Source organism: Streptomyces sp. enrichment culture (genome assembly GCF_964272895.1).
Taxonomy (GTDB): Bacteria; Actinomycetota; Actinomycetes; order Streptomycetales; family Streptomycetaceae; genus Streptomyces.
Window position 1 is genome coordinate 5,436,964 of the sequence record NZ_OZ186832.1, and the last position, 14,141, is coordinate 5,451,104.

Annotated in this window: 17 protein-coding genes; 3 read left to right on the forward strand and 14 right to left on the reverse strand. The window is 66.4% G+C overall.

Features of this window, described 5'->3' with window-relative positions:
- On the forward strand, nucleotides 1-450 hold the full coding sequence (locus tag ACSU6M_RS24665; protein WP_437072378.1) for an SRPBCC family protein: 450 nt from the start codon (nucleotides 1-3) through the stop codon (nucleotides 448-450).
- A 209-nt stretch (nucleotides 451-659) separates the two neighbouring features.
- On the opposite strand, the gene ACSU6M_RS24670 is transcribed toward ACSU6M_RS24665, so the two are convergent.
- From ACSU6M_RS24670 to ACSU6M_RS24725, 12 genes are all read right to left on the reverse strand, one after another.
- Nucleotides 660-1,895 (reverse strand): tyrosine-type recombinase/integrase, encoded by a 1,236-nt coding sequence (locus ACSU6M_RS24670; RefSeq protein ID WP_437072379.1) that lies wholly within the window; start codon nucleotides 1,893-1,895, stop codon nucleotides 660-662.
- On the reverse strand, nucleotides 1,895-2,092 hold the full coding sequence (locus tag ACSU6M_RS24675) for a helix-turn-helix domain-containing protein (RefSeq protein WP_093474319.1): 198 nt from the start codon (nucleotides 2,090-2,092) through the stop codon (nucleotides 1,895-1,897). Before ACSU6M_RS24675 ends, ACSU6M_RS24670 begins: the two co-directional genes overlap by 1 nt.
- Nucleotides 2,089-3,465, reverse strand: a complete 1,377-nt coding sequence (gene repSA, locus ACSU6M_RS24680) for a replication initiator protein RepSA (RefSeq protein WP_437072380.1) — start codon at nucleotides 3,463-3,465, stop codon at nucleotides 2,089-2,091. Before repSA ends, ACSU6M_RS24675 begins: the two co-directional genes overlap by 4 nt.
- Complete coding sequence (locus tag ACSU6M_RS24685; RefSeq protein WP_437072382.1) at nucleotides 3,458-3,643, reverse strand: hypothetical protein; 186 nt, start codon at nucleotides 3,641-3,643, stop codon at nucleotides 3,458-3,460. The genes repSA and ACSU6M_RS24685 overlap by 8 nt, the downstream gene beginning before the upstream one ends.
- Before the next feature lie 85 nt (nucleotides 3,644-3,728).
- Complete coding sequence (locus ACSU6M_RS24690; RefSeq protein ID WP_437072383.1) at nucleotides 3,729-4,280, reverse strand: GGDEF domain-containing protein; 552 nt, start codon at nucleotides 4,278-4,280, stop codon at nucleotides 3,729-3,731.
- A 93-nt stretch (nucleotides 4,281-4,373) separates the two neighbouring features.
- Nucleotides 4,374-4,682, reverse strand: coding sequence for a SpdD-like protein (locus ACSU6M_RS24695; RefSeq protein ID WP_437072385.1), 309 nt, complete (start codon nucleotides 4,680-4,682; stop codon nucleotides 4,374-4,376).
- Nucleotides 4,683-4,701: 19 nt separating this feature from the next.
- Complete coding sequence (locus ACSU6M_RS24700) at nucleotides 4,702-4,860, reverse strand: hypothetical protein (RefSeq protein ID WP_184564812.1); 159 nt, start codon at nucleotides 4,858-4,860, stop codon at nucleotides 4,702-4,704.
- A gap of 11 nt (nucleotides 4,861-4,871) precedes the next feature.
- A complete protein-coding gene (locus tag ACSU6M_RS24705) occupies nucleotides 4,872-5,063 on the reverse strand; it encodes a mobile element transfer protein (RefSeq protein WP_161368208.1) in 192 nt (63 codons plus the stop codon).
- Nucleotides 5,064-5,085: 22 nt separating this feature from the next.
- A complete protein-coding gene (locus ACSU6M_RS24710; protein WP_437072387.1) occupies nucleotides 5,086-5,754 on the reverse strand; it encodes a DUF2637 domain-containing protein in 669 nt (222 codons plus the stop codon).
- The gene (locus tag ACSU6M_RS24715; RefSeq protein ID WP_167396220.1) at nucleotides 5,754-5,912 is read right to left on the reverse strand and encodes a hypothetical protein; all 159 of its coding nucleotides are present in this window, start codon (nucleotides 5,910-5,912) and stop codon (nucleotides 5,754-5,756) included. Before ACSU6M_RS24715 ends, ACSU6M_RS24710 begins: the two co-directional genes overlap by 1 nt.
- 84 nt (nucleotides 5,913-5,996) lie before the next feature.
- On the reverse strand, nucleotides 5,997-7,352 hold the full coding sequence (locus ACSU6M_RS24720) for an FtsK/SpoIIIE domain-containing protein (protein ID WP_437072388.1): 1,356 nt from the start codon (nucleotides 7,350-7,352) through the stop codon (nucleotides 5,997-5,999).
- A 2-nt stretch (nucleotides 7,353-7,354) separates the two neighbouring features.
- Nucleotides 7,355-7,711: an SCO3933 family regulatory protein gene (locus ACSU6M_RS24725; RefSeq protein ID WP_161368211.1), complete on the reverse strand. Its 357-nt coding sequence runs from the start codon at nucleotides 7,709-7,711 to the stop codon at nucleotides 7,355-7,357.
- Nucleotides 7,712-7,867: 156 nt separating this feature from the next.
- Between ACSU6M_RS24725 and ACSU6M_RS24730 the strand changes: the two genes are divergently transcribed.
- Together ACSU6M_RS24730 and ACSU6M_RS24735 are read left to right on the forward strand one after the other, a co-directional pair.
- Nucleotides 7,868-8,599, forward strand: coding sequence for an XRE family transcriptional regulator (locus tag ACSU6M_RS24730; RefSeq protein WP_356671732.1), 732 nt, complete (start codon nucleotides 7,868-7,870; stop codon nucleotides 8,597-8,599).
- A gap of 28 nt (nucleotides 8,600-8,627) precedes the next feature.
- The gene (locus ACSU6M_RS24735; protein WP_311685318.1) at nucleotides 8,628-9,098 is read left to right on the forward strand and encodes an NUDIX hydrolase; all 471 of its coding nucleotides are present in this window, start codon (nucleotides 8,628-8,630) and stop codon (nucleotides 9,096-9,098) included.
- Here the strand turns inward: ACSU6M_RS24735 and ACSU6M_RS24740 are convergent.
- Nucleotides 9,086-9,646, reverse strand: a complete 561-nt coding sequence (locus tag ACSU6M_RS24740) for an HD domain-containing protein (protein ID WP_437072390.1) — start codon at nucleotides 9,644-9,646, stop codon at nucleotides 9,086-9,088. The genes ACSU6M_RS24735 and ACSU6M_RS24740 overlap by 13 nt on opposite strands.
- 404 nt (nucleotides 9,647-10,050) lie before the next feature.
- Nucleotides 10,051-13,590, reverse strand: coding sequence for a hypothetical protein (locus ACSU6M_RS24745; protein ID WP_437072392.1), 3,540 nt, complete (start codon nucleotides 13,588-13,590; stop codon nucleotides 10,051-10,053).
- Nucleotides 13,591-14,141 lie beyond the last annotated feature (551 nt).

Genomic DNA, 14,141 nt, shown 5'->3' on the forward strand with positions numbered 1-14,141 from the left:
ATGTCCGCCATCCGAGAATCCATCGACGTCGACCGTCCTCCCGCAGACGTCTACGCGTACATCACCGACCCCTCCCACCTCCCCGAATGGCAGCTGAGCGCCGTCTCGGCGGAGCCGCTGGAGGAAGGGCCGATGCACCCCGGCTCCCGCGTCCGGGTCACCCGCCGCATCGGCACCCGCGAGATCCCGATGACCGTCGAGTTCGACGCCCTCGACCCGCCGCACAGCTGGGACCTGCACGGCATCGAAGGGCCGGTGCGCCCCCGTACCCACGGCCGGATCGAACCGCTCGACGACGGCCGCCGCTCCCGCGTCACCATCGAGATCGACTTCGAGGGCCGAGGCATCGGCAGGGCCCTGGTGCCCCTCGTCGTCCGCCCGCAGATCCGCAAGGAGCTCCCGAAGGACGAGATGCTGCTCAAGCAGCGCCTGGAGCAGACCGCCGCCTGACCCCACCCGCCCGACCGCACGGGCGCCCGCCCCCGGGCGAGCGCCCCGGCTCGCCTCGGCCCGCGGGCCACCCGATTGGATCTGCGACACTGGTAGGACCATGCCCAAGCCCGGAGAACTGATGTGCTCCGGGCACGAAGATGCCCCCTACCAGCGGTTTCGTCGCCAGTAGGGGGCCGTCTTATGCCCGGTGGGCCGTCCTTGGGCCGTCAGGGCTCCTGGGCCGTGCCGAAGACACCGTCCAGGGCCCGGCGGGCGCGCTCGGTGCTGCTGGGCATCAGGTGGGCGTACACGCGCAGCGTCATCGCCGGGTCGGAGTGTCCGAGGTATTCGCTCACAGCCTTGATGCTCTCGCCCGCGTCCAGGAGGACCGAGGCGTAGAAGTGGCGCAGGGCGTGCATTCCATGCTGCCGGGCGGAGGCGTACGGCTTGCCGGGTTCGGGCGTTGGAATGAGGCCGGCGGCCGCGAGGGCGGGCTTCCATTCCTGGATGTTGAAGTTGCTTCGCCAGACGATTCCGTCGGCCGTATTGGTGAAGATCAGGCGCCGTTCGGTGAGCGGGCCGTCAGGCCTGCTCCACGGCAGCTTGATGGCCACGGGCGGGTGACGATCCATGTGCCGGCGCAGCGCCGAGGCGACCGAGGATGGCAGCGGCACGTCACGCTCCTTGTTGCCCTTGGGCGGCGCGAAGACCGCGACGCCACGGATCAGCTTGACCTGAGTGGTGACTCGCAGGGTGTCGCTGTCGAGCAGCAAGGTGTCTTCGGCCAGGCCGATGATCTCGCCCTGTCGGAGGCCACAGCCGCTGCCCACGTCGACCATGGCTCGGTAGCGCTCGGGTAGGGCCTGGCGGACCGCGAGCACTTGGGAGGGGAGCCAGGGCACGACCCGGGCGGTCGAGACGGCCGGTGGGCGGACAGATGCCGCCGAGCATGGGTTCCGGGCGAGGTGGCCGTCGTCCACGGCGGCCGACAGCACCGCACGGACGTTGGCGTAGATGTTGCGGGCGTAGGTGCCGCCTATCGAGTCGTTCTCCAGGTCCCGGACGAACTCGCGGATGTGGACCGGGCGGAAGGACCCGAGCGGACGCGCCCCGATGCGGGGGAAGGCGTGCAGGCGGAGCCGGGTTTCCACTCCGATACGGGTGTTCAGGTCGGTGGTCTGTCCGGCGATCCAGCGTTCGGCGTACTGCTGGAAGGTGATCCGGGCGGCCTTGGGGTCGACGTACTGGCCACGGGTCATGTCGGCGGCCGTCTCGGCCAGCCACTCTTCCGCCCGACGCTTCTGGCGGTCGGGGAAGGACCGGCTCTTCTCGGTGCCGTCCGGCCCGACGTACCGGGCCCGGTAGCGGAGGCCGCTGCCGTAGCGGTCCGTCTTCACCCTCACCGGCTTGCCGTCCGGGCCTGTCTCGGTCTTGTACCAGCGATCCTGCACGTGCCCAGGCATCAGGCGGCCACCTCGGTCAGCCCGTCGACCCACTGGCGAAGCCGTACGGGGTCGTAGCGCAGATGCCGGCCGACGCGGAAGGCCGGAGGGCCGGTGCGCTTCCGCCGCCACTGGTACAGCGTCTCGACCGGAACACCGAGCAGCTCGGCGACGTCGGCCGGGGTCAGGTACCGCTCAGGAAGGGTGCGGACGGTCATGCGGCGACTCCTTCCAGAGCCAGGTCTTGCAGGGCTTCGCGAGCGGTTTGGCGGTTGAGCTGGAGGCCGTGGGCGATGGTGGCGGCGAGGACGGATTCGCCGGGGGTGTGGCCATGGCCCGCGTACTGCCAGTCGGCGAGGACCAGGACGGTGTCCGGCTCCTGGTCGTCGAGGCCGAGGGCGGCGTGCTCCTGGGCGGCGCGGTAGTCGGCGCGAGCCTGGCGCAGGGCGCCGAGGGTGGTCGAGTAGCGGCGGGACTTCGAGGAGAAGTGGCCGCGGAAGCCGAGCATGTGAGCCCAGGCCCACAGGCGCCGGTCCGGGTACAGCGGGTCGAGTAGCTTGCACGCCTCGATGAGCCGTCGGGTGTGGTCCGGGACGCCGTGGCGGTCGAGTTCGGACAGTTCACCGATGCGGCGGTCGAGGGTGCCCGTGTTCTCGGCGGCCTTGGTGGCGTACTTGGCGACGTAGGAGGCGACGGCCTGTTCCGTGATGTCGGAGCCGTGCCCGAAGGCCTTGATCGGCCGGACATCGAGCTGTCGGCCCCAGCGGAAGGTCCGGGCCGGTTGGTCGGCGACGGCCGGGACGGAGACCGAGGTGTAGGAGTGCGCGGCAGCGGCCCGGATCGCGTCGGAGAGGAGATCGACCGTGGCCCAGGTCGGCGGCGGGGAGCCAGGGCCGTCCGGTCCGTCGAGGCGGATCACGGCATGGAAGTGCAGCGCACCCCGCTTCTGGAACTCCGCGACCTTGCCGTACGACAGCCGGGCAGACTCCTTCAACTCCCGCTGAGAGAGGCCGGCGCGGGCGGCGACTTCCCGACGGAGCCGGTTGGTGAAGCGTTGCCAGAGCTGTCCGGCGTGGTTGTTGAACAGCACCGTGCCCGCGTAGTCGTACGTCTCCGGGTCAAGGGCCGTGCCGAGAGCGGGATCGTCGGGGGTGTGGCGGGTGCCGCATCGGCAGACGCCCCGGTCCGGGCGGTTGTGCACGCGGCCGAACGAGGGCGCGGTGAGGGTGGCGAAGACGCGGGGATGGTCGCGGACGGTGGCAGGGATGTCACGGCGGTCGTCCCCGGCGAGCCCGGCGCGTATGAGGTGGTAGGTATCGCCCGCGTACGTCCAGGCGCAGGACGGGCAGCGGGAGGCCCGGCGGTTGCCGCAAGCGAGGCGGAGTCGCCCGCCCGGTTCGCCGTCGGTGGAGTAGTGGTGCAGGGTCTCGCCGGTCGTCTTGTCCTTGTGCAGGACCCAGCCGGTCAGGTGGATGGGGTCGGCACAGCCGCCGGTGCGGCGGATCTGCTCGTGCCAGCGGTGGTAGTCAGAGGCCGAAGCCACCCTCAGCAGGTCGCCGAGGGTGACACGGTCGAGCAGCTGCTCAGGCACGGGCGCCCTCCCGGTCGGGGCGGGTGCGGGTGACGCCGAGGCCGTTGCAGGCCGGGCAGTGGACGGTGACGGTGCGCAGGTGGCCACGGTGGTCGCGGCCGCCGAGGGTGACGGCGACGGAGGCGAAGCCGTCGCAGGCCGGGCAGATCCTCGGCGGGGGCGAGCAGTGGTGGGCCATGATGGTGGTTCCTTTCGATTGCGGTTGGAAGGAACGGCCCCGGGTGGCGGCGTGCTTGGCGGCTTGTGCGCCACCCGGCGGCCTCTCAGCGAATGGTGTGGGAGCCCCGGCGGGTGCGGCCCTTGGCCGCGTACATGGCGGCGTCGGCAGCGGCGAGGGCGTCCGTCAGGAGGGGCACCGGCAGCTCCGCGACAGGGCACACGCCGACTGAGGCGGCCAGCGGGAGATACGTCCCGTCATAGGGCAGCGGCCGGTGCAGCGCTGTCGTGAGCGCGTCGAGGTCGGCGGCGGCCAGGTCCCGGATCACGGCGACGAATTCGTCCCCGCCCAGGCGGCCGGCGGTGCCGTTGTGTCCGCACCAGGTGCGCAGCCGGTCGGCGGTGGCGACGAGGGCGGCGTCCCCGGCGGCGTGGCCGTGGGTGTCGTTGAGGGTCTTGAAGTGGTCGAGGTCGACCAGGAGCACGGCCGCGTTCGGGTGCCGGCGGATGAGGTGTTCGGCGCGGGCGGTCCATCCGGCGCGGGTGTGCAGGCCGGTGAGCGGGTCGCGGCGGGCGCAGGCGAGACGGCGGGTGAGGATGCCGCCGTGCACGGCCCAGCCCAGTAACGGCACGATGCTCGCGGCTATGTGCAAGTCCATGGCGTTGCTCCTTGGCGATGGCGGTTGGCTGACGGAACCCGGTCCCAGGAGCGGCGGCGTGCTTGGCGGCTTGTGCGTCGCCCCTGGGACCGTTCAGCGACGGTGCTGCGAGGAGACGAGCGAGCGGATCACCACGGCGCACACGGCGACGGACGCGCCGGTGACGGCGACGGCCAGGAGCATCGAGACCAGGACGGCGCCAACGACCAGGACCACGGCCGTACCAGCACCCACCAGGGCGAGGGCTGTGCCGGGGGTGAGCTGGATCGTCGGGCGGGTCGACGCGGTCGGCGCAGGCGCGGGCGTCGGGTGGTGCTGGACCACGGTGGTGGGCTCGACGACGGTGGGCGGGGTGATGAGTCCGGTAGGGCTGGGCATGGTGGGGATCTTCGGGCGGAGCATGGCGGTTCTCCCTTCGGGGCTACTTGCTGAGGGCGGTGTCGATGGCGGGGGCCAGGACGCTGTCGGCGAGGAGGTATCCGCCGAGGAGGAGGACGGCGACGAGCCACCAGGGCGGGCGGAGGAACTTGACGCCGAGGTAGCCGACGACGGCGAGGGCGAACCAGAGAGGGACCTGCACGGCGGTGTCTCCTAGCGGACGCGGCAGCGGTGGGTGCGGGCGGCGAGCTGGGCGGCACTCTGGCTGGAGTAGTCGGCGGACCAGCCGCAGCGGTCAGCGGTGCAGACGGCGGCGTACTTGGTCTGGCCGTGGCGGTCACGATGGGTGCCGATTTGCACGGGGCCGATCCGCATCACGGAGTGGAAGTGGTCGCGGGCGGGCATGGCGGATGGTTCTCCTTCCGGGTCAGGCGAGCTGGGCGGCGATGGCGTCGGCGAGGTGGGGCGGGACGCCGAGTCGGGCGCGCAGGGTGTCGGTGTCGATCGGGGCGCCGGTGCGGTCGCGGTAGTCGGCGGCGACCTTGCGGGCGTGGTCGATGAGGACGGCGGGAACCGCGGGCGGAGGGTCGGCGGGCGGAAGCGCCGGCGGCTCCTCCAACGGGGCCGGGGCGGGCTCCGGGTCCGGGATGGGTTCGGGGGCCGGTTCGCGGGCGTCGGCGAGATCGGGTTCCGGGGCCGCGGCGGGTGCCGAGGCATCCGGGATCCGGTGGTTCCCGGAGTGCGCGAGGAGGGTTCCGCCGAGGAAGGCGAGCGCGGGCCATCCGGCGATGCCGAGGCGGAGCAGGGCGGGTGGATCGGCCAGGTCGAGGAATCCGGCGGTGGCGACGTTGGCGCCGAGCGAGGCGAACAGGGCGATGAGGAACCAGCACCAGGCCAGCCGGGACGGGCCCTCACTGCGGAGTCGTCGCCAGGCGGCGACCAGGAGCAGGTCGACGCTGACCGGGTAGGCCCAGGCCTTCCAGCCGTCCTGTCCGGCAGCGGCGGCCAGGTCGTGCAGGTGGGCGAAGGACAAGGCTCCGGCGATGACGGCCTGGACCAGGACGGCGTCGACGCGCAGGTTGTGACGGGCGGGCATCAGGACTCCTCCCCGGTCGGCGGTTCGGGGAGCGAGGCGGCCAGGGAAGGGCTGACGGCGTCCACGAAGTCGAGGTCAGCGCCGGTCGTGTCGGCGTAGAGGGCGAGCTGGCCCAGGAGCAGGACCGTGCGGGCGAAGTCCTCGCAGTCGGGGCACATGGCGGGGTTCTCCCTTCATCAGACATGGCAGGGGTAGGGACCTGGCGCGAAGGGCGGTCGCACCGACCGTTGGGCGGGGAAAACTCAGGCCGTGACGGGAGCCGTCTTGGACAGCGGCACGAGAGCCTCGGAGGAGCTGACCAGCTCGGGCCGGAAGGGGACCAGTTCGGGCAGGGCCGGTGTGCGGTCGGCGTGCCGGTTGCAGGTGTTCACGGCCTGGCGGAGCGAGGTGTGCGGGGCGCGGATGCGGTGCCAGCCGCCGGTCGAGTCACCGGCGATGGCCAGCCCGCGTGTCTCGGCGGGGATCTGGATGGCGGCCAGGACGGCGTCCGGGGAGATGTCGCCGAAGGCCATGTTGGCGCTTGTTTCGTCGTTGACGCGGTGGGCGGTGCGGCCGGTGAGCTGGGCGCGGAGCATGGTGATGCCCTTGCCGAGTTCGGAGCCGAAGCGCTGTCCGCAGATCTCCAGGTAGATGCCGGCCGCGCGGCCGAGCTGGGCGAGACGGACCAACGCGGTGATGATGCGGTCGCGCCGCTTCTCCTCCTCCTTGCTGGCGAACAGGGCGAGTTCGGCGACCTCGTCGACCAGGACCACGACCGGGACAGGACGGATGTCGTCGGGCAGGTCCCAGATGTCGGCGGCTATCTCGGCGTCGGGCACGGCGGAAGTGATGCGCTGCTCAGCCCGGATGAGCTGATAGACGCCTTCCATGCGGGACACGAGCGCGTCGAGGAGATCGGCGGCGGTGTCGGGGTTGTCGGCGAGGGCAGAGAACCGGCGCGCCAGCGGGAACAGCTCCACCCCCTGTTTGCAGTCGATGCCGACCAGGGCGACGTCCATCGGGGCGAGCCCGGCGACCAGGTTGCGCTGGTAGACGGACTTGCCCGACTCGGTGGCGCCGAGCGTGAGGGCGTGCGGGACGGCCCGGTAGTCGCGGTAATGCACCGAGCCGTCCTCGCGCAGGGCGACCGGAACCCTCATGGGGCGGGTGTCGACCTTGGCGGGCATCTGCACCCGCTTGAGGACGTCGTAGCCGGTCACCCGCACTTCCACGACACCCGAGCGCACCTCACGCGAGGTGACCCCGTACATGGAGAAGGAGTGGCGCAGCCGGTCCGAGGCGGCGGCGACGTCGAAGGCGTCCTGACCGGGGCGCAGTCCCAGGCGCAGGACCAGGCCGGTACGGGTCGGCCGGAAGCGCAGGATGCGCGGCGGGCGGGAGTCCGGCACGGGCCGGTTGGCGATCCGGGCCAGAGCCAGGCGCCAGCGCGGGGGCGGGACCGTCAGGCCACAGGCGTCCATGACGGAGGCGTAGCGGACCAGGACCCTCAGCGAGGCGAGGGTGACGCCGAAGGTCATCCAGTACCAGGCGGGGCGCCGCCACCGCAGGAGACCCGCAGCGGCGACGACCAGCACCAGAGCGACCGTGAAGGCGGTCATTGTCAGGCCGCCTTCGAGTTCGAGGCAGCGGCGGCCAGCGAGGTGACGGCGACCGCGCGGAAGGCGATGCCGTGCCGCTTCTGACCGTTGAAGTCGTTCTCCCACGGCCGTGCGATCAGGCCCGTGAGCGCGACCGGCGTGCCCATGGTCAGCTCACCGGAGATGCCCGGTTCGGGGACGGTGATGGAGAGGATCTCCACCTCGTCGTTGGCCGCGAACATCACATCGACCGTCATCAGCTTCGCGCCGGACTCGACGTCCATGGCGATCTCACCGGTTCGGCGGTCCTTGACCTTGGGCTGCGGGGTCTTGGCGACCATCACGGTCGCGGCGGAGGTGTCCACGGGAATCTGACGCATCGTCTTGTCTCCTGCTGTGGTGAGTTCTTGGCCGACGTCCCGTCGGTGAGATCAGGAGACCGCGAGAGGGGGTGGACGCATCACGGCCCGTATGGACGTTTAGGGACGTCTGAGCTACCGTCAAAACGTCCCTACGGGTCCCTAGGAGGGAACACCATGGCGAACGAGCGTCTGCGGGCTGCGATTTCGGCGAAGGGCGAGACGATCCAGTCCGTCGCCGAACACGTCGGAGTCGATCCCAAGAGCGTCGAGCGCTGGATCACCACCAACCGGACTCCGCACCGGGGGCACCGCTGGAAGGCCGCGAGCTTCCTCGGGGTCGACGAGGTCTACGTCTGGCCGTCAGTCGAGAAGCAGGCCGAGAAGGCGAGCGCATCGGAACTGATCACGTACTACCCGCACCGCGGTGCCGTCCCTGCCCCTCTGTGGTCCTCCCTGATCGAGAAGGCGACGGACCAGGTCGACATCCTGGTGTACGCGGGACTCTTCCTCTTCGACAGTCACCCGGACCTGCCGGACCAGTTGGCCGAGAAGGCGAAGGCCGGCGCCCAGGTCCGCATCCTGTTGGGCGACCCGGACTCCGCGGCCGTGCGCCAGCGGGGCGAGGAGGAGGGCATCGGCGACGACCTGGCGGCCCGAGCGCGGATAACTCGCCGGTACCTGCAGCCCGCCATGTCGACGCCCGGCGTAGAAATCCGGCTGCACGACACGATCCTCTACAACTCGATCTACCGGTTCGACGACGATGTGCTGGTGAACCCCCACGTGCTCGGAGCTCCCGCCGGGCAAAACCCGGTGATGCACTTCAAGTACCTGCCGGGAGCACGGACGTTCCGGCACTACATGCGCAGCTTCGACTACGCATGGGACCAGGGCCGGAAGGCATAACCGGCTCCCGACGTGCGACGCTGAACGCATGGCACGCGTCGACTACTTCAACGATCCGAACGCCCCGAAGGCGAACAGCCTCGTCCCCTCCGTGACCGCCGTGGCCCGCAACGAGGCCGGTGAGGTCCTGCTGATCCACAAGACAGACAACGATCTGTGGGCCCTGCCCGGAGGCGGCATCGACCTGGGCGAGTCAGCGCCCGACGCGGCTGTACGCGAGACCAAGGAAGAGACCGGCTTCGACGTCGAGGTCACCGGCCTGGTCGGGATCTACACGAATCCCGGACACGTCATGGCCTACGACGACGGTGAGGTTCGCCAGCAGTTCTCGATCTGCTTCCACGCCCGCATCGTCGGCGGCCAGCTGCGGACGAGCAGCGAGAGCAAGGAAGTGGCGTTCGTCGATCCGAGCAGGCTGGACGAGCTGAATATCCACCCATCGATGCGCATGCGAATCGACCACGGCCTGGCCGACCGGACCGACCCCTACATCGGCTGAGCGGCCATGCGGTCGAGGGTTCGCTCAACGGCGGCCTGGAGGTACGGACGCGCCTTGCTGATCGCGTTGTGCACCTCGCTCCCCGGCTCGTAGCGGACGAGGATCTCGTCGATGCGCGTGTCGAAGGGGAAGAGCTGTCCGGCGGGGCCGGTCGTCATGTCGGCGAAGATCAGCGCGTCGAGGACGGGGGAGTCTTCCCGCTCGTAGACGGCCAGCTCTGCCGACAGACCGCGCTGCTCCGCTTCGTACACGGCCCCGGAGTGGTGAGCGACGAGCCGCACGAGACGCGCCGGCGCACCCAGTGCCTCCAGGTGACGGGCACCGTCGAGGGGATGAAACCCGGTCTCGCGCAGCTCGGGGGCGTAACCGATGTCATGCAGCCACGCCGCGGCGACGAGGAGATCCCGGTCAGCCTCGGACACAGCCGCGGAAGCCTCGCGCGCCCGAGCGGCCACAGCCTGCGTGTGCAGCCAGCGATTGCCGAGCTGGGGAAGCAGAGACTCGGCGAGTTCGGCCGCTCCCTGAGGCGTGTCCAGTGCAGAAGGCATGCAAGGAACGGTAGCCGAGACGAGCGGGGAGCCGACAGGCCACGATCGAGCGACTTCGATCATGGGTGCGGTACAACTTTCCCTACTTCATCAAGGCCCGCGCACGGCGCGGGCGCGCACCGCCTCTGCGGCGCGGCCTGCCTCCTGTCTGCGCCCCGGCTGGCCGCGCCCGGCGGCGCGCTCGGCGGCTGCGGGCATGACGTAGGAGACACCCTCTGTGGCTGGGGCGGTCGGCTCCACGGCTTTAGGCAGCCACTTTGGGGCGAGCCTCTAAGATCATGGCCCCAACGTCGTGCTTTAACGGGCAGGTCCACAGACTGCCCGACGCGCCGGAAGCTTACGGGGCCATGATCACTCGCCCCAAAGCAGCTCCAGCCCAAAGCCGCTCCGCCGACCTCACTGCCCTACTTCCGGCGTTTTGGCCCCTTCTTCCGTGTGCGGGCTCGCCCACGGTTCTTCTTCACATGAGGCGGGACCACTTTTGAGCCGCCCCAGCGGACAAGGGCCGCACACAGAAAACCCTCTTGCGCCGCCTCTGTGAAGTTTGCGACCGGGGCGCTTTTAGCACCGTCTCGTTCCAGATGAAGGTCAAATCCAAACCCATAAAGAATCCGTACTCGCCCACTGGCGTTGGCCTCACTTATCCAGGCCTCGGAAGGTTTCGCCCGCGCTACAGCCCAGAGCCCGCCCTCACCATCAACTAGCGTCACTTCATCACCGCTAGCTTTCACGAGCCACCCTGGCGAAAAACCGAACGCTTCCTTCCGCCTGCGAGTGTCGTGGAAACCGGCGGCGCAAATGGCGAATACCTGCATCTCTGTTTTCTCGCCGGTTTCCTTGTGCATGGATCCAAGGATGTATCGCGGCTCAATGATCGCTACAGGAACACCATCTACCTCGGAAGGCCCGGCAAACTTTTTTCCATCCTGCCCCAGGACTGTAAGCAAAATATCAAACTCGGCCGCAGTGATGAGTCTGCACCGAGCTTCGGTATCAGCAGCAGCCCGCAATATCTCCTTGGGGTCAGTTAGGCGATTCGAGTCAACTCCTTTCGTCCTTCCGCGTACCCGGGCTGCGGTCGCACTTGCCGCTAGCACCCAAGCAACGTCAGACGCCTGACCGGAATCAAAATCCTGCGGTTCTATGCCCTGGAATTTCGCCTCAAACTCTTCTGGCCCACCTTGGGCATATGCAGCCAGGGCTTCCAGTAGAACATAGCGGAGCTTTTCTACTTCTCGACTTACTCCGGTCGTTAAATGTTCGACATCAACGACGGATGTTACTTCTGTTAGTAGAGTCAAAGCTTCGGCAGCGCCAAAGATTCCCCAGTGCATGGCGCAGTGGAGTCCCACATTGTGAACCATGAGGAGTGCTGAAGTGTGATAAATCGTGTGCTTGCCGAATAGGGGGACTAGTTGCTGAAACTCTTCTACTGCTTGATTCCACTGCTGGTCAAAAACCAGCGCCTCAACAAGCAGCCTGCGGAGCTCGACTATCGGAGCCGTGACAGCTTTTTCCCAGTGGGCTAGTTCTTCCTTGGCGAGGATAATTGCTTCCTCGACTCTTTGCTCACCTATTAGCTTGCCCACTTCGAAGGCAACCGTGATGCTACGCGAGGCCGGCGTTTCAGGCAGTCGCTGCAATAGCTCGGCAAAATCATTCGCCAACGTAGAGATAGCTGGCGACTCGCGACCAATAAGCATTGCCTGCTGCAGCGTGAACGCGCACTCGGCAGCAAGGAAGGCAGCGCTGCTTTGATTGTCTTGTGCTAGCCGTCGAACGTAATCTAGTACAGGAGTTAGGTGGTTAAGCGGAGAATCTTCCGAGTACCGTGCCAGGCTGGGGTTGTTCAAGAGGATTGTTGCCAGGGAAATCCTCGTCTGTATGCGGAGAACTTCACTGGCATCAGCGATATCTCCAAGCCAGTCTAGTTCCAAGTTGAATAGCTCGAAGGACAGTTGCTCATTGCCTCGTGAATGATAGAAAGATGCCAGGTTTCCTAGCAGGTGAGCAGTGTAGTTGGACTTGATATTTAGCGCTTTTGCATGGTGTGCAAGTTCGCTCGCGTGAAGTGATAGTTCGTGCGCACGGAGACCAACCCCTTGGTCGAGCGCCTCGCGGAGCCATCGTTCCGTGTGATACGCCATTTGTGACAACAGTTCAGGCAGAGGAGAGTTTACGCTGAAGATGCCCCGAAGGATCTCCTGGACAACTGAATTAAGGGTGACGGTATCGTCGGCTCTGGGATTCGATCTTTCGTTCAGTCGTTCCAATGGTGCATCGTATCTGACGAAAGATACGCGAGTAAGAAGCCTAATCACCTCCCGGACGGGGAGATCCGAACCGTACTCGTCGACTATCACGCTCCCGGTATCCGTTTCTACCTCATCAGGGTGGACGAGGGCTGAAACGGTTGCCAGATGAATGGGGATTCGCTGCGAACTGAAGAAGCAGGACACACCTACCATCTGAATGAGAGCATGCCGCATTCCTTCATCCTCGCAGCTGGCGAGCTCGCATATATGGCGCATGCTTAAATGAATGGCCGCCACGAGAGTCCGAGGGTAACCGCGCGGAACTGAGAGTGAATCGCCTAGTGCACGCTTTTTGAGGGAATGCAGATACTCGCCGACGTTGGTAAGTGGCATACCGCAGCTTTCAATGTAGCCGCATGCGAGCTCCAGTGCCAGTGGCCAACATTCAAGGGCGAGTGCCAACGAATGGATTTGCTGGTCCTCGCCGGTAAGTACGCCTAGACGATTACGTATTAGCGACGTGGCCTCGTCGAGGCTCATGGAGCCGACTGATATCTTGCAGTCGCTACGGCTCCAGGCTGCGCTATCAGTCGAGGTAATCAGAACATCACCCCTGCCAAGATTCGGCAGCCAATCGAACACCTCCCGAGGCCTCGCGTCATCGAACACCATCAACCATCGCCCAGGCAGGGCGGCGAGCAGCGAATGTACCCTTTCCCTGACTAGTGTTGCATCCTCAACTGTGCTGCTGGCATCTGGTGCTCGCGTTAGATGTGCATCCACTTTGCGGAACGACATCACGAGCGACTCTTGAGACCCAGCCTCAATCCAAAGAATCAGATCGTACTTGAAAGCGTTTCTCGCCAAGTAAGCTGACGCCAGGCTCGATTTACCGATACCTGATAGGCCTGTCAGCACACAGGTACGTACGATATTTCTATCGCGCAGCTCGGGGAACGCTGTTTCCATTCTTTCAAGCAGGGACGGGCGGTTCACGTCTGGCACGGGGGCTACCGGCCCATAGATAGCTCCCCAATCTTGCCTACCCAACGCCTGAAGTAGCGTCTCGTCCTCAATGAGGGATTCCTGTCTGAAGTCAGACAGAAGCCATCCGCTTGCCTCTGATGCAGCCTTTGCGTGTATCTCATCCAGCAGATACCCGACGAGAAGTCCCGCTGATCGCTCTCCCACGCCTGCCCTATGACGGTTTCTATATGAGCGCAGACATTGATGGAGATTTGACCTGATTTCGGCATCGGTGCGAGGGTCGAATACTATGCGTGCTCTTTTTAGCCGTTGCAGCTCCTCAGTCGACAACGTATGCAGCAAGGACAGGCTCTTTCCTGACCTCGAAAGAACTTTTTCCAATTCTTCACGCAGATCGGGAATTGACGCTGAAATCCGTAGAGTATCCATCAAGGCAGAGCATTGGCGATCAGGAGTCATGTTCGTGATCAACTCATAGCGCTGCGATACACCGGAACGCACCAGTCGGGTCAGTACCGAAAAGGAAGAGTGAGCACTGGCTGTACGTCCGGGACCACCACTCTTGACTTGGGCCGCAACTAGGCATGTCCCGGAATTGTCGATTAGGTCAAAGTCGACAACTTCCTTGTCATCCGTCGAAGTTGAGTCGCGTTCTGGTCCCTCTATTCGGCAGAGATGGGCTTCATCACTTGCTGCGATCATGGCTTCCAGAGTTCGCATGTACTGGAAACGGAAACCTCGCGCAGCAACTCGTCCGCCGTCCACTTTCGACCCCCGTCGCGTCCAACACTCTACTGAAAAGGCTACACATAAGTCGCCTCTTCTGGTATCCCGGCGGCGTCTTCTAGCCGTCGGATCCCCATGAGGACTCACCTTCAATGCGGAGTCACGGCCCATCTCTTCGCCACCGAGACTCTGCAGCCACCGCGCGTCGCCGTGGGAGAGGCGTATAGACCTTCGGCCAGGCACCCAGCCGAGCTACTTCGAGGCGAAGAGATCAAGTGTCAGACGCGCGGGCTCGGCCGCGGTCGACGACGGGCTGTCCAGCCGAGACGGGGGACAAATTGGGCGAGGCCAGCCATGGGGCCCGACCAGCCCAGTGCATCAGCCCTCTCATGAATCAGTGATCGCGGCGGTTGAGCCCTGGGCCGTCCCTGGGCCGTCCGAGGCTGGCCAAGGCCGACAGACGCCACCGACAGGTGACCGCCCCCACCCCACTCCGGCCTGGGCACCCGCAGTTGATCTGCCACACT